This window comes from Dietzia cinnamea NBRC 102147 (assembly GCF_001571065.1).
GTDB classification, from domain to species: domain Bacteria; phylum Actinomycetota; class Actinomycetes; order Mycobacteriales; family Mycobacteriaceae; genus Dietzia; species Dietzia cinnamea.
This window is the reverse complement of sequence record NZ_BCSW01000018.1, coordinates 39,189-58,229: the sequence shown is the minus strand read 5'-3', so window position 1 is coordinate 58,229 and position 19,041 is coordinate 39,189. Positions and strand designations below refer to the sequence as shown.

20 protein-coding genes and 1 tRNA gene are annotated in these 19,041 nt (G+C 72.4%); all 21 read left to right on the top strand.

All coding sequences use genetic code 11. The features are described from left to right. Positions 1-504: 504 nt before the first annotated feature. Positions 505-1,227 (top strand): tetratricopeptide repeat protein, encoded by a 723-nt coding sequence (locus DCI01S_RS08695; RefSeq protein ID WP_311199451.1) that lies wholly within the window; start codon positions 505-507, stop codon positions 1,225-1,227. 5 nt (positions 1,228-1,232) lie between these two features. Continuing rightward, entirely contained in the window at positions 1,233-2,231 is a 999-nt protein-coding gene (locus DCI01S_RS08690; protein ID WP_061228843.1) for an HAD-IIA family hydrolase, read from the top strand. A 10-nt stretch (positions 2,232-2,241) separates the two neighbouring features. After that, positions 2,242-2,454, top strand: coding sequence for a hypothetical protein (locus tag DCI01S_RS08685; protein WP_007629074.1), 213 nt, complete (start codon positions 2,242-2,244; stop codon positions 2,452-2,454). Next, a complete protein-coding gene (locus DCI01S_RS08680) occupies positions 2,454-3,275 on the top strand; it encodes a TlyA family RNA methyltransferase (protein ID WP_061228842.1) in 822 nt (273 codons plus the stop codon). The genes DCI01S_RS08685 and DCI01S_RS08680 overlap by 1 nt, the downstream gene beginning before the upstream one ends. Beyond that, a complete protein-coding gene (locus DCI01S_RS08675) occupies positions 3,272-4,201 on the top strand; it encodes an NAD kinase (protein WP_061228841.1) in 930 nt (309 codons plus the stop codon). The genes DCI01S_RS08680 and DCI01S_RS08675 overlap by 4 nt, the downstream gene beginning before the upstream one ends. A gap of 9 nt (positions 4,202-4,210) precedes the next feature. After that, positions 4,211-5,971, top strand: a complete 1,761-nt coding sequence (gene recN / locus DCI01S_RS08670) for a DNA repair protein RecN (RefSeq protein ID WP_061228840.1) — start codon at positions 4,211-4,213, stop codon at positions 5,969-5,971. A 59-nt stretch (positions 5,972-6,030) separates the two neighbouring features. Continuing rightward, positions 6,031-7,203 (top strand): putative cytokinetic ring protein SteA, encoded by a 1,173-nt coding sequence (steA, locus tag DCI01S_RS08665; RefSeq protein WP_061228854.1) that lies wholly within the window; start codon positions 6,031-6,033, stop codon positions 7,201-7,203. Between the two features lie 5 nt (positions 7,204-7,208). Then, positions 7,209-8,126, top strand: coding sequence for a copper transporter (locus DCI01S_RS08660; protein ID WP_061228855.1), 918 nt, complete (start codon positions 7,209-7,211; stop codon positions 8,124-8,126). Between the two features lie 64 nt (positions 8,127-8,190). Continuing rightward, positions 8,191-10,020, top strand: a complete 1,830-nt coding sequence (pyrG, locus tag DCI01S_RS08655; RefSeq protein WP_061228839.1) for a CTP synthase — start codon at positions 8,191-8,193, stop codon at positions 10,018-10,020. A gap of 6 nt (positions 10,021-10,026) precedes the next feature. Continuing rightward, positions 10,027-10,596, top strand: coding sequence for an NUDIX domain-containing protein (locus tag DCI01S_RS08650; protein WP_061228838.1), 570 nt, complete (start codon positions 10,027-10,029; stop codon positions 10,594-10,596). A 17-nt stretch (positions 10,597-10,613) separates the two neighbouring features. Continuing rightward, the gene (locus DCI01S_RS08645; protein WP_061228837.1) at positions 10,614-11,564 is read left to right on the top strand and encodes a tyrosine recombinase; all 951 of its coding nucleotides are present in this window, start codon (positions 10,614-10,616) and stop codon (positions 11,562-11,564) included. A 92-nt stretch (positions 11,565-11,656) separates the two neighbouring features. Then, positions 11,657-12,532, top strand: a complete 876-nt coding sequence (locus DCI01S_RS08640; RefSeq protein WP_007629053.1) for a ParA family protein — start codon at positions 11,657-11,659, stop codon at positions 12,530-12,532. A 7-nt stretch (positions 12,533-12,539) separates the two neighbouring features. Continuing rightward, complete coding sequence (locus DCI01S_RS08635; RefSeq protein ID WP_131886352.1) at positions 12,540-13,394, top strand: segregation and condensation protein A; 855 nt, start codon at positions 12,540-12,542, stop codon at positions 13,392-13,394. Beyond that, positions 13,385-14,113 carry an SMC-Scp complex subunit ScpB gene (gene scpB, locus DCI01S_RS08630; protein ID WP_061228836.1) on the top strand — a complete coding sequence of 243 codons (729 nt, stop codon included), beginning with the start codon at positions 13,385-13,387 and terminating at the stop codon, positions 14,111-14,113. The genes DCI01S_RS08635 and scpB overlap by 10 nt, the downstream gene beginning before the upstream one ends. Before the next feature lie 7 nt (positions 14,114-14,120). Continuing rightward, positions 14,121-14,879, top strand: a complete 759-nt coding sequence (locus tag DCI01S_RS08625) for a pseudouridine synthase (RefSeq protein WP_007629048.1) — start codon at positions 14,121-14,123, stop codon at positions 14,877-14,879. Next, positions 14,876-15,628: a (d)CMP kinase gene (cmk, locus tag DCI01S_RS08620; protein ID WP_109148746.1), complete on the top strand. Its 753-nt coding sequence runs from the start codon at positions 14,876-14,878 to the stop codon at positions 15,626-15,628. Before DCI01S_RS08625 ends, cmk begins: the two co-directional genes overlap by 4 nt. Next, positions 15,625-17,091 (top strand): ribosome biogenesis GTPase Der, encoded by a 1,467-nt coding sequence (gene der / locus DCI01S_RS08615; protein ID WP_375545295.1) that lies wholly within the window; start codon positions 15,625-15,627, stop codon positions 17,089-17,091. The genes cmk and der overlap by 4 nt, the downstream gene beginning before the upstream one ends. Before the next feature lie 73 nt (positions 17,092-17,164). Next, positions 17,165-17,238: transfer RNA gene (locus DCI01S_RS08610), tRNA-Pro, on the top strand. 185 nt (positions 17,239-17,423) lie between these two features. Then, positions 17,424-18,050: a DUF4178 domain-containing protein gene (locus DCI01S_RS08605; protein ID WP_061228835.1), complete on the top strand. Its 627-nt coding sequence runs from the start codon at positions 17,424-17,426 to the stop codon at positions 18,048-18,050. Further along, positions 18,047-18,619, top strand: a complete 573-nt coding sequence (locus DCI01S_RS08600) for a DUF2617 family protein (RefSeq protein ID WP_061228834.1) — start codon at positions 18,047-18,049, stop codon at positions 18,617-18,619. Before DCI01S_RS08605 ends, DCI01S_RS08600 begins: the two co-directional genes overlap by 4 nt. Then, complete coding sequence (locus DCI01S_RS17555; RefSeq protein WP_061228833.1) at positions 18,619-19,038, top strand: DUF4247 domain-containing protein; 420 nt, start codon at positions 18,619-18,621, stop codon at positions 19,036-19,038. The genes DCI01S_RS08600 and DCI01S_RS17555 overlap by 1 nt, the downstream gene beginning before the upstream one ends. The last annotated feature ends 3 nt before the right edge of the window (positions 19,039-19,041 follow it).

The window sequence follows — 19,041 nt, the reverse complement described above, 5'->3', positions numbered from 1 at the left end:
CATGACCAGCGGGAGGGACTTCACAGTTCCTCCCGCTGGTCGCATTTGTGCCCCTTCTACCCACTCCGTGCCGGACCAACCGGCGCACGTAAGGTGAACGACGTGAACGAACCCCGGTCCGAGAACGCAGACCGCTCGCCCCGACGCGGCGACCGCGACGTACCCCGCCGGGGCGACCGGGCCCCGCGAGAGCAGCGACGCGACAACAGCTCCTACGGGGAGCGCCGCGGGAAGCGATACGACGGTTCCGACACCCCCCGCCCCGACAGGAGCGAGTCCGGCGAACGGCGCGGTAGCGGCGAGCGCTCATCCTCCGACCGGGACCCGCGTCGAGGGGACGGCGCTCCCCGCGCCGCGGGCAGTCCCCGGAGGGCCACGGCCAGTGGCCGCGCCGGCGGCGATCGACGCACCGGCGCCTCCGGCGGTGAGCGCAGTGGTGGCGCCCCGAGCGGAGACCGGCGGGGCGGCGGCCCACGCGGAGTCACCGGACGCGGGGATCGGCCGGTGGGCGCCCGCAGGAGCGAAGGCCGCCCCGGTCAGGACGCACGTCAGGCAGCCCGCGCCGATGAGCCAGCCCTGCCCGACGATATCGAGGCCGCCGACCTCGACGCCGACGTCCGTCGCGACCTGCGCAGCCTTGACAAGTCGAACGCGGAAACAGTCGCCAAGCACCTGGTCGCCGCCATGCACCTCGTCGACGACGACCCGCAGCTCGCTCTGGCGCACGGCCGCGCCGCCAAGAACCGCGCCGGCCGCATCGGCGTCGTCCGCGAGACCCTCGGCGTCCTGGCCTACCGTGCCGGCGAGTGGTCCGAGGCGCTCAGCGAGCTCCGGGCCGCCCGACGCATCTCCGGCGGGCCCGGTCTGCTCGCGATGATGGCCGACTGCGAGCGCGGGCTCGAGCGCCCGCAGCGCGCCATAGAACTCGCCCGCGGTGACGAGTCGCGGATGCTCGACGCCGACGAGCTGATCGAACTGCGCATCGTCGAGGCGGGAGCCCGTGTCGACATGGGCCAGCTCGACGCCGCCCTCGTGACCCTGCAGGACGCCGGCGTCGACGCCGACGCCCGCGGCGAGTCCGCCGCCCGGCTCGACTACGCCTACGCGGAGGTCCTCCTGGCCTCCGACCGCAGGGACGAGGCGGCGGAGTGGTTCCGCCACGCACTCTCCGCCGACCCCGAGGACGTCACCGGCGCCGCGCCTCGTCTGGCCGAACTGGAGGACTGATCGCGGTGAGCGTCACCACCCTGGCCGAGGCCCACGATGCACTCCTCGTGGACCTCGACGGCACACTGATCCGCGGCACTGAGCCGATCCCCGGCGCCGCCGACGCGCTCGAGCGGGCGGGCCTGCCCGTGGTGTACGTGACCAACAACGCTAGCCGGTCCCCGGAGGACACCGCCGCCCACCTCCGCGAACTGGGATTCACCACGCGGCCCGACGAGGTCATGACCAGCGCACAGGCCGCCGTGGTCATGCTGCGCGACCACGTCGCCCCGGGCTCGAGGGTCCTGGTCGTCGGTCACGATAGTTTCCGGGAACTCGCCCGGGAGGGCGGCTACGATGTCGTCCTCTCCGCCGACGACCGGCCCGACGCCGTGCTGCAGGGCCTGTCGCGAGAGTTGACCTGGGCCGACCTCGCGGAGGGCTGCCTCGCGATCCGCCGAGGCGTGCCCTGGATCGCCTCTAACGTCGACACGACCCTTCCGACCGAACGGGGTCTGCTCCCCGGCAACGGATCCCTCGTCGCTGCCTTGCGGGCCGCCACGGATCGCGAGCCCGTCGTCGCCGGGAAGCCCGCGGCTGGCGTGCTGCGTGCTGCCGCGGACCGCGTCGGGTCCACACGCCCCCTGGTGATAGGCGACCGACTCGACACGGACATTGAGGGAGCCGTCGCCGCCGGGATGCCCGCGCTGATGGTCCTCACCGGCGTCCACGACCAGACCCACCTGCTGTCGGCGGATCCGCACCGGCGCCCCACCCATCTCGCGCCCGACCTGTCGGCTCTCGCCGAGCCCGCCGACGCGTCCCGGATCCCGCACACCGCTGAGTTCGACGGCGCGGTCGAGGCCGGGGTGCTACACCTCTCCGTAGTCCCGGACCATCTGCACGGGTTGGATCTGGCCCGAGCCGTGATCGCACTGGCGTGGCGTCACGACGTGTCGCAGGTGTCCGCGGGCGGAGACGGCCTCCGATCCCGGCTCGCGGATGCGGGACTCGTCGTCGGCTAGCGTGTAGGCCGTGACCACCCCCGGACCCCATCCACGTCCCGGGCCCACGGGGCCCGACATCGACGAGCTCCGCTCGGCGTTCGACGACCTGCTCGGCGACTCGGTCGGCGCGCCGGGGACCGACGCCGGCGGCGGGGCGGTCCGCGACGACCAGGTCGCCGCGCTCGACGCCGCCCACGAGCTCCTCGCGCAGGCTCTCACGGCCCTGGACAACCGACGCTGATGGCGGCCAGACGCATGCGGCTCGACGCCGAACTGGTACGTCGCAAGATGTGCGACAGTCGCGAACGGGCGCGGGACCTCATCGACTCCGGGCGCGTCATCGTCAACGGGGTGGCCGCCACCAAACCCGCCACCCAGGTCGAACCCACCACCTCGATCGCGCTCACCGCATCCGACGAGCCGGACTGGGCGTCCCGCGGCGCCCACAAGCTGGTCGGCGCCCTCGACACCTTCGCCGGCGTGACCGTCGACGGGGCGCGCTGTCTCGACGCCGGAGCCTCCACCGGCGGCTTCACCGACGTGCTGTTGAGCCGGGGCGCAGCCCGTGTCGAAGCCGTCGACGTGGGGTACGGACAACTGGTGTGGCGACTGCGCAGCGACGAGCGCGTCGGCGTCCACGACAAGACCAACGTCCGGTCGCTCACCCCGGGGGACATCGGTGGGGAGGTCGATCTCGTGGTGTCCGACCTGTCGTTCATCTCCCTGCCGCTCGTGCTGCCGGCGCTCGCTCTGTGCACGCGGCCGGGCGGGCATCTCCTCCCGATGGTCAAGCCACAGTTCGAGGTGGGGCGCGACCGCGTCGGGCAGGGCGGCGTCGTCCGTGACCCCGAGCTGCGGATCGAGGCCGTCACCGGTGTCGCCCACGCGGCCGCGGGACTGGGGCTCGAACTCCTGGGCTGCGTGGCCAGTCCGCTTCCCGGCCCGTCCGGCAACGTCGAGTATTTCCTGCACCTGCGCAGGTCCGCATCGGGAGAGCCGGCGGACCTCACCGACGAGTCGCGACACGCGATCCGCACGGCAGTCGAGGAGGGCCCACGATGAATGACATCCCCGGATCCGAGCAGCCCCGGCGCATCCTGCTCGAACCCAACATCGCCCGACCGGACATCGTCGCGACGGTCGCGCAGGTGGTCGACGCGTGCGCGGAGCGGGGCATCGCCGTCCGGGTTCTCGAGGACACCCGGGACCGGGTCGCCACCGGCGGTGGAGTGGAGTGCGTCCCCGACACGCCCGCCGCCGCTGAGGGATGCGAGCTCGTCCTGGTCCTGGGCGGGGACGGGACGTTCCTGCGCGCCTGCCAGTACGCCCACGCAGCGGACGTGCCCGTGCTAGGGGTCAACCTCGGACACATCGGCTTCCTCGCCGAGTCCGAGGTCTCCTCTCTGAGCGGCGTCGTGGAGCAGATCGCCGCACGCGACTACCGCGTCGTGGAGAGGATGACGGTCGAGGCGACGGTCATCAACGGCGAGACCCGGCTCGCGCACGACTGGGCGCTCAACGAGGTCAGCATCGAGAAGGTGGCACGACAGGGCGTGCTCGAGGCCTCCGTCGAGATCGACGGCCGCCCCGTCAGCGACTACGGTTGCGACGGCATGTTGGTCTCCACCCCCACGGGATCCACCGCATACGCGTTCTCCGCCGGGGGCCCCATCGTCTGGCCCGAGCTCGACGCCATCCTCGTCGTGCCGAACAACGCCCACGCGCTCTTCGCCCGGCCCATGGTCGTGGCGCCCACCTCCAGGGTCGCGGTGGAGACCGGAGTGCACTCGGGCCCGGCCGTGGTCGTCCTCGACGGGCGGCGCCTGGTCGACGCACCGCCGGGTAGCCGCGTCGAAGTGGTCCGCGGTCGACGCCCGGTCAAGTGGGTGCGGCTCGACGATTCGCCGTTCACCGATCGCCTGGTCACCAAGTTCCAGTTGCCGGTGACCGGGTGGCGCGGACGATCGGGTGTCCGGCCGCTCACCTAGGGTGGGTGCGTGCTCACGGAACTCCGGATCAGCGGCCTCGGCGTCATCGACGAGGCCGTCGCCGACTTCTCGCCAGGACTGTCCGTCCTCACCGGAGAGACGGGCGCGGGCAAGACGATGGTCGTCACCGGTCTGAGGCTGCTGGCCGGGGGTCGCGCCGACCCCGGCCGTGTGCGCCGGGGAACGGACAAGGCGGTCGTCGAGGGGCGCTTCGACCTGTCCGCGACCGCCACGATGGACCCGGCCGATCGCCGGGATCTCGACGACCTCCTCGAGGACACCGACGTCGACCTCGACGAGGACGGCAGCGTGATAGCCGCCCGACGGGTCGGCGCGGACGGTCGCTCGCGCGCCCGGCTCGGCGGTCGTTCCGTCCCTGCCGGCACCCTCGCCCGCTTCTGCGCGCCGGTCCTCGCCGTACACGGACAGAACGACCAACTCCGTCTGCTGCGCCCGGACCGGCAGCGCGACGCCGTCGACGCGCACGGCGGTGACGACGCCCGCGCCGCGCTCGAGGCGTACCGCGAGACCTACAGGCGGTGGCGTCAGGCCGAACGCTCACTGGCCGAGCGCACCGGTAGGGCCCGCGAGCTCGCCCGCGAGGCGGACCTGCTGCGCATGGGGCTCGAGGAGATCGACTCCCTCGACCCACAGCCTGGCGAGGAGGCCGAACTCGATGCGCTCATCCGCCGCCTGACCGATTCCGAGGAGCTACGCGAGGTGGCCGGGCGGGCCCACGAGGCGCTCACCGGTGACGGCGAGACCACTGAGCCGATGGTGGGTGTGCTCGACCAGCTGCGGCAGCGGCTGGCAGGCGCCGGGGACCCTGCGCTCGACCCCATCGCCACGAGCATCGGACAGGCCGTCGCCGCGCTCGGGGACGCGGCCACCGAGCTCGGCCTGTACCTCGCCGAGCTGCCCGTCGACTCCGCCGACCTGGATTCGGCGATGGAGAGACGACACGATCTCCGCGCGCTGACGCGCAAGTACGGTACGGACGTCGACGACGTCATCGCCTGGGCCGCCAGAGCCCGGACCCGACTGGGGGAGGTCGACACCTCCGAGACCGCCGTCGCCGAGCTGCGCGCCACGGTGGAGCGGCTCGCGGCGGAACTGTGCGAACGCGGCGCCGCGCTGACCGCCGTCCGGCGCGCGGCGGGGGAGGACCTCGCCGCCCGGGTGACGGCCGAGCTCGCCGAGTTGTCGATGGGTGGCGCCCGCCTCACCGTCCGCGTCACCCCGTCGGGGGACGGGCTCGACGGCGCCACCGAGAGCGGGCTCGACGACGTCGAACTGGCGCTCGACGGGCCCTCGGGGCCGGTGCCTCTCGGCAAGGGCGCGTCAGGCGGCGAGCTGTCGAGGGTCATGCTCGCGCTCGAAGTGGTCCTGGCCGAACGCTCGGGCGGGGGCACGCTGGTGTTCGACGAGGTCGACGCCGGCGTCGGAGGCCGGGCCGCGTTGAGCATCGGCAAGCGACTGGCCCGCCTGGCGCGGACCCACCAGGTCATCGCCGTCACCCACCTCGCGCAGGTCGCGGCCTACGCCGATACCCACCTGGTCGTTCACAAGGACGCCGACCCCGCGGGCGCCGACACCGGGAGTTCCGGTGTCGTCGTCTCCGGGGTCACGGCGGTCGCGGACGCCGACCGCGTAACCGAACTGGCACGGATGCTCGCGGGACTCGAGGACACCGATACCGGACTCGCCCACGCGAGGGAGCTGCTGGAGAAGGCCCAGTACGAAAAGTCTCAAGCTGAGATCGACCGTTAAGGCGACACGCCGGGGTGACCTCCCTCGTCACTCGAATCACACGCGTGATACTCGTGCGCATGAAGATGTCGGGTCTGCTCAATCGTCGCTCCCAGGACCTCGCCGGTGTCGTGGGCACCGTGCGCCGGATCGAGCCGGGGACTCCGGTACCGAGGAGGCTCGGCGCCAAGGACGTCGCCGTCCTCGACCTCAACCGCACCACGGCGGAGACGGCCCACGCACTCGTCGAGGCGGAGGTGGCGGCCGTGGTGCACGTCCCCGCCGCGGGTGAGGAGATGCTGCCCCGGGCGGCCTTCCGCACCCTGGCCGCCTCGACGGTGCCCGTCATCGAGGACGCCGACCTGGCCGATGTCACCGACGGGACCCGGGTCCGCATCGACGACGGGGTCATCTACTCCGTCAAGTCCGAGGACGAACTCGCCGGTGGCCGCGAGGTCGACTCCGCGACCCTGCTCGCCGAGGTCGACCGCGCGGAGAAGAACTACGTCGAGTCGGCGCTGGCGCACCTGGCCAACGCGACCGAGTTCCTCAGCCTCGAGCATCCACTCCTGCTCGACGGCGAGGGGCTGCCCGAGATCGATGTCGAGTTCACCGACCGTCACGTCGTGGTGGTCACGGGCGACGCGTCCTCGCGTGCCCAGCTGGCCGAGCTCAAGCCGTTCATCCGGGAGTACCGCCCGCTCCTCGTGGGCGTCGACGGGGGCGCCGAGCTGCTGCGCTCGGCCCGGTTGGCGGCCGACGTCGTCGTCGCCACCCCCACCGAGGTCTCCGACGAGGTCCTCACCGACGGCGCCGTCCTCGTCGTGCCGGCGGATCGTGACGGCCGGGCCGAGGGGCTGGAGAAGATCACCGAGCTCGGGGTCGGCGCCACGACGTTCCCGGCCGCCGCGACGGCGCGGGACATGGCGCTCCTGCTGGCCTACCACGGCGGGGCGGAGATGATCGTGGTCACCGGGGACGACCGGGGCCTGGAGAACGTTTTCCGCCCGGCCTCCGCGCCGTCGTCGACCATGGTCGACACGACCGTCTCCTCGCGACTCGTGCACGCCCACGCCTGCGCCACCCTCTACCGCTCCCGCGGTTCGGGGATCGGCCTCGCGCTGATCGTGCTCGCCGCCCTGGTCGCTGTCGCCGCCGTCGTGGTGGCCCGCGACGCCGCCCAGGACCTCCTGCTCTGGGCCATCGAGACCTGGAACTCCTTCGCGCTGTGGGTCCAGGGGCTCGTCCGTTGATCTCGATGCGCCGCCATGTCCTGACGTTGGTGGCCGTTTTCCTCGCCCTCGCGGTGGGGGTCGTCCTCGGGTCCACGTCCGTCGCGACGTCGATCCGGGACGCGGTCGTCGACCGCGAGGAGACCACGGCGGCGCGGCTCGAGGCGGCGCAGGACGACCTCGCCGCCGAGCGCAGGGCGGTCGACCGGCTGGACGGCCTGGCGGCGGACCTGACGCCGGCCGTCCTGGACGGTCGGCTCGACGGTCGGCCGGTCCTCATCGTCGTGGCACCCGGTGCGGCCGAGGAGGACGTCACGGCGGCGGGTGACGTCATCGCCGCGGCGGGCGGCATCGACGCCGGCCGCGTGACCCTCACCGACAAGGCCGTGGACCCGGCCGCCGACTCGGAGCTGCAGGCACTCGTGGCCAACCTGCCGATCGGCACCGCCCCGGCCGCCGACGCCGACCTGGGCACCCAGCTCGGCACCGCGCTCGGCCGCGCGGGGCTGCTGCGCGCCGAGGACGCCGAGCCGCATCTGGGGGACGAGGACCGGGCGACCGTGCTCACCACCCTCGCGGACGCGGACGTCATCGACTTCGAACCCGGCACTCTCCGGCCCGGTCAGCTGGCGCTCGTCGTCACCGGCCCGCAGGAGCAGGAGTCGACCGCCGTCCGCGTGGCCGCCCTGGCCCGGACGCTCGACCGTGAAGGCGCGGGAACCGTGGTCTCCGCCCGCCTCGGAGAGGGCGCCGGCCACGACGCGGTGGGCGTGCTGCGATCCTCCGGCGAGGAGGACGTCTCGACCGTCGACGACGCGGGAACGGACGCCGGCCGGCTGGCGACGGCGTTAGCGCTGGCCGAACAACTCGCCCGTGAGCAGGGTCACTACGGTCTCGCGCCGGATGCGTCGGCCGCGGCGCCGCCGCTCCCCCCGACGCCGTAGCGGTGATAGCCTGAAGCCCCGTGGGGTGCACCGGAGCCGCACCAGCATTCATCCATTCCGGCGTATGGACACGGGAGTCCCCTTGGCACTGAATCGAGCCGCATCGCGGTCCGCGACCAAGCACATCTTCGTCACCGGCGGCGTGGCGTCGTCGCTGGGCAAGGGGCTGACCGCCTCGAGCCTCGGGCAGCTGCTCACCGCCCGCGGACTCCGCGTCACCATGCAGAAGCTCGACCCGTACATCAACGTCGACCCGGGCACGATGAACCCCTTCCAGCACGGTGAGGTGTTCGTCACCGAGGACGGCGCGGAGGCCGATCTCGACCTCGGCCACTACGAGCGGTTCCTCGACCGCGACCTCAACGCCAAGGCCAACGTCACCACCGGCCAGGTCTACTCGGCGGTCATCGCCAAGGAGCGGCGCGGCGAGTACCTCGGCGACACCGTCCAGGTGATCCCGCACATCACCGACGCCATCAAGGAACGCATCATCGCGATGGGGGACCCTGATGATCAGGGTCGCCGTCCCGACGTGGTGATCACCGAGGTCGGTGGCACCGTCGGAGACATCGAGTCGCAGCCCTTCCTCGAGGCCTGCCGACAGGTCCGCCACGAGGTCGGCCGGGAGAACATCTTCTTCCTCCACGTCTCCCTCGTGCCGTACCTGGCGCCCTCGGGCGAGCTCAAGACCAAGCCGACCCAGCACTCCGTCGCCGCGCTGCGGTCGATCGGCATCGTGCCCGACGGGCTGATCCTGCGCTCGGACCGGAACGTGCCGGACGGCCTCAAGGCCAAGATCGCGCTCATGTGCGACGTCGACCTCGAGGGCGTCGTGTCCACGCCGGACGCGCCGAGCATCTACGACATCCCCAAGGTGCTGTTCAACGAGCACCTCGACACCCACGTCATCCGCCGCCTCAACCTGCCGTTCCGTGACGTCGACTGGACCGTGTGGGGCGACCTGCTCACGCGCGTGCACGAGCCGCGCGAGGAGGTCGAGATCGCCCTCGTCGGCAAGTACATCGACCTGCCCGACGCCTACCTGTCCGTGACCGAGGCCCTGCGGGCGGGCGGCTTCGCCCACCACGCGCGGGTCAACATCCGGTGGGTCGAGTCGGACGCCTGCACGACCGAGGCCGGCGCGCGCGAGGCGCTGCACGGCGTCGACGGCATGCTCATCCCGGGTGGCTTCGGCATCCGCGGCATCGAGGGCAAGCTCGGGGCGATCTCCTGGTCGCGCAAGAACAAGATCCCGCTGCTCGGGCTGTGCCTCGGACTGCAGTGCTCGGTCATCGAGGCGGCCCGCTCGGTCGGCCTCGAGGGCGCCTCCTCCAGCGAGTTCGAGCCCGACGGCGCGCACCCGGTGATCTCGACCATGGCCGACCAGGTCGACGCGGTCGCCGGCAACGCCGACCTCGGCGGGACGATGCGCCTGGGGTCCTACCCGGCCGTCCTCGCCAAGGGGTCGATCGTCGCCGAGGCGTACGGGACCACCGAGATCACCGAGCGCCACCGGCACCGCTACGAGGTCAACAACGCCTACCGCGACACGATCGCCGAGTCCGGTCTGCAGTTCTCCGGCACCTCCCCGGACGGCCACCTGGTGGAGTTCGTCGAGTACCCGCGCGAGCAGCATCCGTTCTTCGTGGCCACCCAGGCGCACCCGGAGTACAAGTCGCGTCCGACCCGGCCGCACCCGCTGTTCGTGGCCTTCATCAAGGCGGCCCTGGACTACGAGAACGAGATGCGGCTGCCTGTCGAGCCGTGGCGCTCCGGTCAGGCGGGGGAGAACTCCGCCGGCGTCGTCGACGCCCCGGACGCCAAGACCTCGACGGTCCGCGCCGACGAGGTCGACTCCGAGTCGGCCGCCGGCGCCTCCGCGGACGGGAACTGAGCGCAGATGACCGACAGCGGTGCCCCCGGGTCCCACGACTACCGGACCGTCTCCAGCCGGGAGATCTTCGACGGTCGGGTGGTGCGCCTCCGTGTCGACACCCTGACCATGCCGGGCGGGGGCACCGCCGAGCGGGAGGTCTGCGGCCACGACGACGCGGTCGCGGTGGTGGCGCTGGACGACGAGCAGCGCATCACGCTGGTGCGGCAGTACCGTCACGCGGTGGGGGAGCGACTCTGGGAGCTTCCCGCCGGCCTGTGCGACGTCGAGGGTGAGGACCCCCTGGGGACCGCGCGCCGCGAGCTCGTCGAGGAGACCGGGCTCGAGGCCGAGCACTGGCGGCCGGTCATCGAGATGATCCCCTCGCCGGGGTTCTGCACCGAGCGCGTGCACGTGTACCTGGCCACGGGTCTGCGCGAGGTCGGGCGCCCTGAGGCCGAACACGAGGAGGCGGACATGGAGGTCGCGAGCATCCCGTTCGCGGAGGCCGTCGACTCCGTCCTCGACGGACGGATCGTCAACGGCATCGCGGTGGCCGGCATCCTCGCGGCCCGCGCGGTGATCGACCGGCCCTGACGCGGCGGGCATCGTCGATGACCTCCGGGGGCGGGGCGACCGCTCGGATCCGTGAGTACCTGGACCACCTCGCCGTCGAGAAGGGCGCGTCGGCCCACACCCTCGCCGCCTACCGTCGCGACCTGGACAGGTACCGCCGCCACCTCGCCGCGGTGGGCGTCGACGACCTCACCGCCGTCACGGAGGCGCACGTCGAGGACTTCCGCGCCCGGCTGGCCACCGGTGACCCGGACGAGGGCCGCCCCCCGCTGGCCCCGAGCTCGGTCGCGCGGACCCTCGCGGCGGTCCGCGGCTTGCACCGGTTCGCCACCCACGACGGAGTGACCGACACCGACGTCGCGGCGGCGGTCACCCCGCCCCGCCCGCCGCGCCGGCTGCCCAAGGCGCTGCCCGTCGATCGGATGATCGCCGTGATCGAGGCGGCGGGCGACACGGGCGTCGACACCGACCCGGCGCGACTGCGGGACCGGGCGATGCTCGAACTGCTCTACGCGACCGGGGCCCGGGCCGCCGAGCTGATCGGCCTGGACGTCGACGACCTCGACGGCCTGGACCACCCCGACGGCGGGACGGTGATCCTGCGCGGCAAGGGCGGCAAGGAGCGACTCGTCCCCGTGGGCCGCCCGGCGTGCGAGGCGGTGGGCGCCTACCTCACGCGCGCCCGGCCCGCGCTGGCGAAGCGAGGTGGACCCGCGTTGTTCCTCAACACGCGCGGCGGCCGGGTCTCGCGGCAGACCCTGTGGAACGTGGTCTCGGCGGCCGCGGCACGCGCGGGCGTGACGCAGGAGGTGTCCCCGCACTCGTTCCGGCACTCGTTCGCCACCCACCTGCTCGACGGCGGAGCGGACATCCGTGTGGTGCAGGAGCTGCTGGGACACGCCTCGGTCACCACCACGCAGGTGTACACCCTCGTCACGGTCGACACGCTCCGCGAGGTCTGGGCCGAGTGCCACCCCCGCGCACGGTAACGTGACCGTGGGTACGGCGCGGGCCGCGAGACAGGCGGGTCCGGGTGAGACGGTGACGAGAGGAGACGCGGGTGGCGCAGGACACTGGGGCGATGGATCCCGCGTTGTTCTCGCGCGCGGAGCTGCTGGGCGCGGACGACCCCGCCGCCGGTGAGGGCTTCTCCGCGATCCCCGAGCCCGAGCCCCTGACCTCGCACGGGCCCGCCGTGGTGGTGTCGATGTGCAACCAGAAGGGCGGCGTCGGGAAGACCACCAGCACCATCAACCTCGCCGCCGCGTTGGCCGAGTACGGGCGTCGCGTGCTCGTGGTGGACCTCGACCCGCAGGGCGCGCTGTCGGCCGGTCTGGGCATCCCGCACCACCAGCTCGACCTGACCGTCTACAACCTGCTCGTGGACAACTCCGTGTCCACCGAGGAGGTCCTGGTCCGGACGCGCGTCGAGGGCGTGGACCTCATCCCCGCGAACATCGACCTGTCGGCCGCGGAGATCCAGCTGGTCAACGAGGTGGGGCGCGAGCAGGCCCTGGGCCGGGCGCTGTACCCGGTTCTCGACCGCTACGACTACGTGCTGATCGACTGCCAGCCGTCGCTGGGCCTGCTCACGGTCAACGCGCTGGCCTGCTCGGACGGGGTGCTCATCCCCATGGAGTGCGAGTACTTCTCCCTGCGCGGGCTCGCGCTGCTGACGGACACGATCGACAAGGTCCGCGACCGGATCAACCCGCGGCTGCACCTGACCGGCATCCTCATCACGATGTTCGACCGGCGCACGGTCCACGCCCGCGACGTCCTGGGCCGGGTGGTCGAGGTGTTCGGCGACAAGGTCTTCGACACGCTCGTGACCCGCACGGTCCGCTTCCCGGAGACCACCGTCGCCGGGGAACCGATCACCACGTGGGCCCCGAGGTCCGCGGGTGCCCAGGCCTACCGTGCCCTGGCGCGCGAGGTCATCCAACGCGGCAGGTGAGCGCGCGGTGACCGGGGCGGGGGCGCGGTCCCCTGAGAGGGAAGGCGCCGGGGACATCACCGCCCCGGAGGCCGGCGACCCGCGGGCGTTCACCGTTCACCTCACGAACTTCACGGGCCCGTTCGACCTGCTGCTGGGGCTCATCGACTCGCGCAGGCTGGACGTCACCGAGGTCGCGCTCCACGCCGTGACCGACGAGTTCATCGCCCACACGCGCCGGCTGGGCGAGGAGGCGGGGCTGGAGGAGGTCACCGAGTTCCTCGTGGTGGCGGCGACGCTGTTGGACCTCAAGACCGCGCGGCTGGTGCCGTCGGGTGAGGTGCAGGACCCCGAGGACCTGGCGCTGCTGCAGGCCCGCGACCTGCTGTTCGCGCGGTTGCTGCAGTTCCGGGCGTTCAGACGGGTGGCGGAGCTGTTCGCCGAGCTCGACCGGACCGCGCGGCACTCGTATCCCCGGACCGCCGGGCCGGACGAGGAGTTCCTCGGACTGCTGCCCGAGGTCGAGCTCGGGGTGGATCCGGAGCAGTTCGCCACCATCGCCGCGGTGGCGTTCCGGCCGCGGCCGGTGGAGGAGGTGGGGGTGGGGCACGTCCACGCTCCCGTGGTCTCGGTCCCCGAGCAGGCTGCCCGCGTCCTCGAGCTGCTGCGGTTCCACGGCGAGGGCCGGTGGGTGGATTTCCGCGAACTGATCTCGGGTTGTGACGACTCCCTCGTCGTCGTCGCCAGGTTCCTCGCCTTGTTGGAGTTGTACCGGGCGCGCGCGGTCGCGCTCTCCCAGGACGAGGCGCTGGGGGAGTTGTCGGTGAGCTGGACCGGCGGCGAGGCCGACGAGGTGACGAGGGGGAGGGACGAGTGGACGTGAGTGGTGACGTGGGCGCTCCCGGCGACGTGGGTCGGGTGGGCGCGGTGGGACCGGACGGCGACGACGACGAGCCCGGTGGCCCCGGAACGGACGTCCCGCCCCTGCGGGCGCGGCTCGAGGCCCTGTTGCTCGTGGTGGACCAGCCGACGGCGGAGAACGCGCTGGCGGCGGCTGCCGGGTCCACGGTCACGGAGGTCGAGGCGGAGTTGCAGGCGTGGCGCGAGGAGCTCACCGCGGCGGGCAGTGGGATCGACCTGAGACGCACCGGTGACGGCTGGCGCCTCTACACGCGTCGCGAGCTGGCGCCGTACGTCGAGCGGCTCCTCACGGACGGGACGAGCTCGCGGCTGACCCGCGCCGCGTTGGAGACGCTCGCGGTGATCGCCTACCGCCAGCCGGTGACCCGCTCCCGCATCGCGGCGGTCCGCGGCGTCAACGTCGACGGCGTCATGCGGACCCTCGTGGCGCGCGGACTGGCGGTCGAATGCGGCACCGACGCCGACACCGGGGGCATGCTGTATAGGACGACGGAACTATTTCTGGAAAGATTGGGGCTCGCGTCGCTCGACGAGCTGCCGGACATCGCCCCGCTGCTACCGGATGTCGACCTGGTCGACGAGATGAGCGACGACCCCGCGGAGGATCCGCGGATCCCCCTGGGGCGGCGCCGCGCGGCGGCGCCCGAACCCACCCCCCGAGACGACGACGAAGAGATGTGACTCACCCATGACTGAATCCGCTGGCCGAGACGGCGCACCGGTCCGCCTGCAGAAGATCCTGGCGCAGGCCGGGGTCGCCTCCCGCCGGGCCTCCGAGGACCTCATCGCCCGTGGGCGGGTGGAGGTCGACGGGAAGATCGTGCGCGAGATGGGCGTCAAGGTGGATCCCGCCACCGCCGTGATCCGCGTCGACGGCACCCGCATCGTGCTCGACGACACCCTCGTGCACCTCGCGCTCAACAAGCCCCGCGGGTACCACACGACCATGTCCGATGAGATGGGTCGGCCCTGCGTGGGCGACCTCGTGGCCGACCGCATCGACGCGGGACAGCGGCTGTTCCATGTCGGCCGCCTCGACGCCGACACCGAGGGCCTGCTCCTGGTGACCAACGACGGCGAGCTGGCGCACCGCCTCATGCACCCGTCATATGAGGTGTCCAAGACGTACATGGCGACCGTCACCGGCGTGGTCGGCAAGGGCATCGGCAAGCAGCTGCGCGAGGGCGTCGAGCTCGAGGACGGTCCGGCGAAGGTCGACCAGTTCTCGCTCCTCGACGTCCACGACGGGCGGTCGCTGGTCAAGGTCGTGCTCCACGAGGGGCGCAAGCACATCGTCCGTCGGCTGCTCGCCGAGGTCGGCCACCCGGTCGAGTCACTCGTGCGGACCCGCTTCGGCTCGGTCGCGCTCGGCGACCAGCGCGCGGGCACCTTCCGCAAGCTCAACCGCAGAGAGGTCTCCGACCTCTACGAGGCGGTGGGCCTGTGAGCGCCGTCCCCGCCTCCGCCTCCGCGACGGGGCCCGCGCCCGCGCCGCGTCGCCGTATCGCCATCGACGGGCCGGCCGGTACCGGTAAGTCCACGCTCGCCCGGACGCTGGCGCGCCGGCTCGGCGGCGCCTACCTCGACACCGGCGCCATGTACCGGGTCGCCACCCTGCAGGTCCTGCGCGCCGGGATCGACCCCGAGGACTCCGCCGCCGTCATCGCCGCGACCGCGGATCTACCCCTGGAGATCGGCACCGACGCCGGCGCCGAGTGCGTCCTGCTCGGCGGCGAGGACGTGAGCGAGGAGATCCGCACCGCACGCGTCACCGCGGACGTCTCCGCGGTCTCCGCCGTGCCCGAGGTGCGCGAGAACCTCGTCCGGCTCCAACGGCGCCTGGCGTCCGACGGCGGCACGGTCGTCCTCGAGGGCCGGGACATCGGGACCGTCGTCCTGCCGGACGCCGAGGTGAAGATCTATCTCACCGCCAGCCCGGAGGTCCGCGCGCGCCGCCGTACCGACCAGGACCTGGCCGCCGGACGCGCGGCCGACTACGACGAGGTGCTCGCCGCCGTCATCGAGCGCGACCGCAAGGACTCCACGCGCGCCGCGAGCCCCCTGCGGCCGGCCGCCGACGCGGTCGTCATCGACACCTCCGACCTCACCCTCGACGAGGTGCTCGACCGGCTGGTCGCGCTCGCCGAGGGCACCCACGCGTCGCACGGCGCCACCGCAGAAGGGAACGCACAGTGACGAGCAACGAGGACACCACCGACTTCGACCTGCCGACCGGCCCCGGCGAGGAGACCGTCGAGGACGCCTGGAACGACGACACCGACTGGGACGCGGTCGCCGCGGAGTTCGCCGACGAGATCGGGGCGGTGACCGAGGGCGTGGAGATCCTCCCCACCGTCGCGATCGTCGGCCGCCCCAACGTCGGCAAGTCCACGCTGGTCAACCGGATCATCGGCCGCCGCGAGGCCGTGGTCGAGGACGTCCCGGGGGTCACGCGCGACCGCGTCTCCTACGAGGCGCTGTGGAACGGCCGGACCTTCATGGTCCAGGACACCGGCGGCTGGGAGCAGGACGCCAAGGGCATGCACCGCTCGATCGCCCAGCAGGCCGAGATCGCCATGGGGACCGCCGACCTCATCGTGCTGGTCTGTGACGGCACCGTGGGGATCACCGCGGCCGACGAGACGGTGGCCAGGAGTCTGCGCCGCGCCGAGACCCCGGTGATCCTCGCCGTCAACAAGGTCGACAGCGATAAGGCCGAGCTCGAGGCCGCCGAGTTCTGGGGGCTCGGGCTCGACCAGCCTTATGCCATCTCCGCGGCACACGGGCGCGGCACCGCCGACCTGCTCGACGAGATCCTGAGGCAGCTGCCCTCCAAGGCGAGGATGCGCGAGGCGGCCGACGTGCCGCGCCGGGTGGCCCTGGTGGGCAAGCCCAACGTGGGCAAGTCGAGCCTGCTCAACAAGCTCACGGGCGAGGACCGCGCCGTGGTCGACAACGTCGCCGGCACCACGGTCGACCCCGTCGACTCGCTGGTCGAGCTCGGGGGCCGCACGTGGCGGTTCGTCGACACGGCCGGGCTGCGGCGCAAGGTCAACCAGGCCTACGGGCACGAGTACTACGCCTCGCTGCGCACCCGCGGTGCGATCGAGGCCGCCGAGGTCGTGGTGCTGCTCCTCGACGCCTCCGAGCCCATCACCGAGCAGGACCTGCGGGTGATCTCCATGGTCGCCGACGCCGGGCGCGCGCTGGTGATCGCGTTCAACAAGTGGGATCTCGTCGACGAGGACCGCCGCTACGACCTGGACAAGGAGATCGACCGCGAGCTGTCACGGGTCCTCTCCTGGGCGCACCGTGTCAACATCTCCGCCAAGACGGGCCGTGCGCTGGCGAAGCTGGTGCCGGCGATGGAGACCGCGCTCGACTCGTGGGACAAGCGGATCCCCACCGGGCCGCTCAACACCTGGATGAACGAGGTCGTCGCGGCGACGCCGCCGCCCATGCGCGGCGGGCGTCTGCCCCGCATCCGGTTCTGCACGCAGGCCACCACCCGGCCGCCGACGTTCGTGTTCTTCTCCACGGGCTTCCTCGAGGCCGGGTACCGCCGGTTCCTCGAGCGTCGTCTGCGTGAGACGTTCGGTTTCGACGGCTCCCCGGTGCGGGTCAACGTCCGCGTCAAGGAGCGTCGACAGCGCAAGTGACCAGGCGATTTCGGTCCGGGCGAGGGGGTGCGCTAGTCTGATCCAGTCGCCGCGCGAGCCGCGGAGACGGTGACGGGCTGTGGCGCAGCTTGGTAGCGCACTTGACTGGGGGTCAAGGGGTCGCAGGTTCAAATCCTGTCAGCCCGACACAGAGTGGACGAGATCAGGGTCGGTTTCCCGAGCGGGGAGCCGGCCCTGAGTCCATTTCGGGGAGATGGACTCGCCTCGCGTGAACCGGGCGCCTCGCACGGAGCCGGGTGGGTTAGCCTTTCCTGGTCACGAAGCGGCGGCCCGGGTCGACCGTCGATCATCGATCCGGGAGTGGATGCGCGGTGGGAGAGCTACTCGTCATAGTGGGGTTGGTGGTCGCGGTGGTCGCGATCATCGGGATCATCGTCAAGGCCCGGGGCGGGACGAGGCCTGCCACGGCCGCGCCCCGCCGCGACCCGCTGGCCGCCGACCAGCCGATTCACGGATTCGGACCGCGTGAGCTCGGCCCCGGTGCGATCGTCGCCTACGGCGGTGTCGACTACGTGGTGCGTGGATCGATCACCCTGCGCCAGGGCCCGTACGTCTGGTGGGAGCACCTGCTCGAGGGCGGGGACGGTGCGCAGTGGCTCGGTGTGGAGGAGGACGAGGGGACCCTGGAGCTGACCTGGTGGACCACCCGCAAGGGCCTCGGCGTCAGCCCCGGGTCCGAGGTGATCGTCGACGATCGTGTGCACCGTCTCGAGGAGTCGGGCGAGGCGGAGTACTCGTGCGAGGGGACCACAGGTCTGCCCGAGCGCGGACGGATGCGGTATCAGGACATGCGCACGGGGGACGGTAGCTCGCTGCTGTCGTTCGAGAACTGGGACGGCGCCGGCTGGGAGGTCTCATCCGGCCGCCCGGTGTCCCGGGGCGAGCTGACGGTCTACCCGGCGCCGCCCGCGGCCGGCGACCCGGACTACAGGCGGTGACCGTGCACGATCTCGTCGCGGAGCCGAGTGACGTGGCGGCCGCGGCACTCGGCTACCGGATCGGCGTCACACCCGAGCGGGACGCCCTCGTCTCGACCGTTCTGGCGCACCCGACGCACGACATCGCTCTACGCCTGTCCATCCTCGGTGCGTCGCACGCGGTGACGCTCGTGATCGACGGTCGCGACGCGATGACCGAGGAGGTGTCCTGCCGGGCGACGGCCGCCGGGGGTGCACCGTTGCCGGCCGAGGTGTCCTGCCCCGGCCCGTGGGGCGCCCACCACCTTCGCGGGGCCACCGAGACCCTGCCCGCTGGTCCCTTCGTGGAGCTGGTAAATCGTCTGACCGCGCTCGCCGCGGCCGATCCCGCCGTTCTCGCGGGACGGTTCCCCGGTGCAGAGGGGGCGCTCACGGTGGTGGCCCCGACTCCCGACGACGCGGGCTGGTCGTGGGACACCTGGCATCTCTACCCGGCGGACGACCCCGCCGGGCGCGGAGGTGGCGACGTCGTCGCCACCTCGTCCCGACTCCGGGTCGCCGGGCTCGGCGCGCCGGCGGAGGTGGCTTAGTGAAGGCGTACCGCGGCTGGATCATCGCGCTGGCCGCCGGACTGTGCGCGGTCCTGCTGGGACTCGTCCTCGTGGGGACCGGTCAGAACGCGGTGCACTACGTCCGGGAGAACTACTCCCCGGTGGCGGGCGCCTCCCAGACCTACGAGTGTCGGGGCGACCGCGACGCCACGGCGAGGGACATCCGCGACCACGAGCGGCCGGACGCCGACCAGCTGAACGAGGACACCCGGTACCTGAGGTACGGGGACGACATGATCGTCGTCGGCCGGTCCGGCGATCTCCCGTGTCGCGTCCAGCTCGATGAGAACTCCCGCACGCTCCGCTCCGGGGGATTCATCTTCCTCGGTGGAGCCTTCGGACCCGGCAGCCCCGCCCGGTCCGCCGGAGGAAGCTCCGGCGGGGTCGGCGCGAAGTGACCC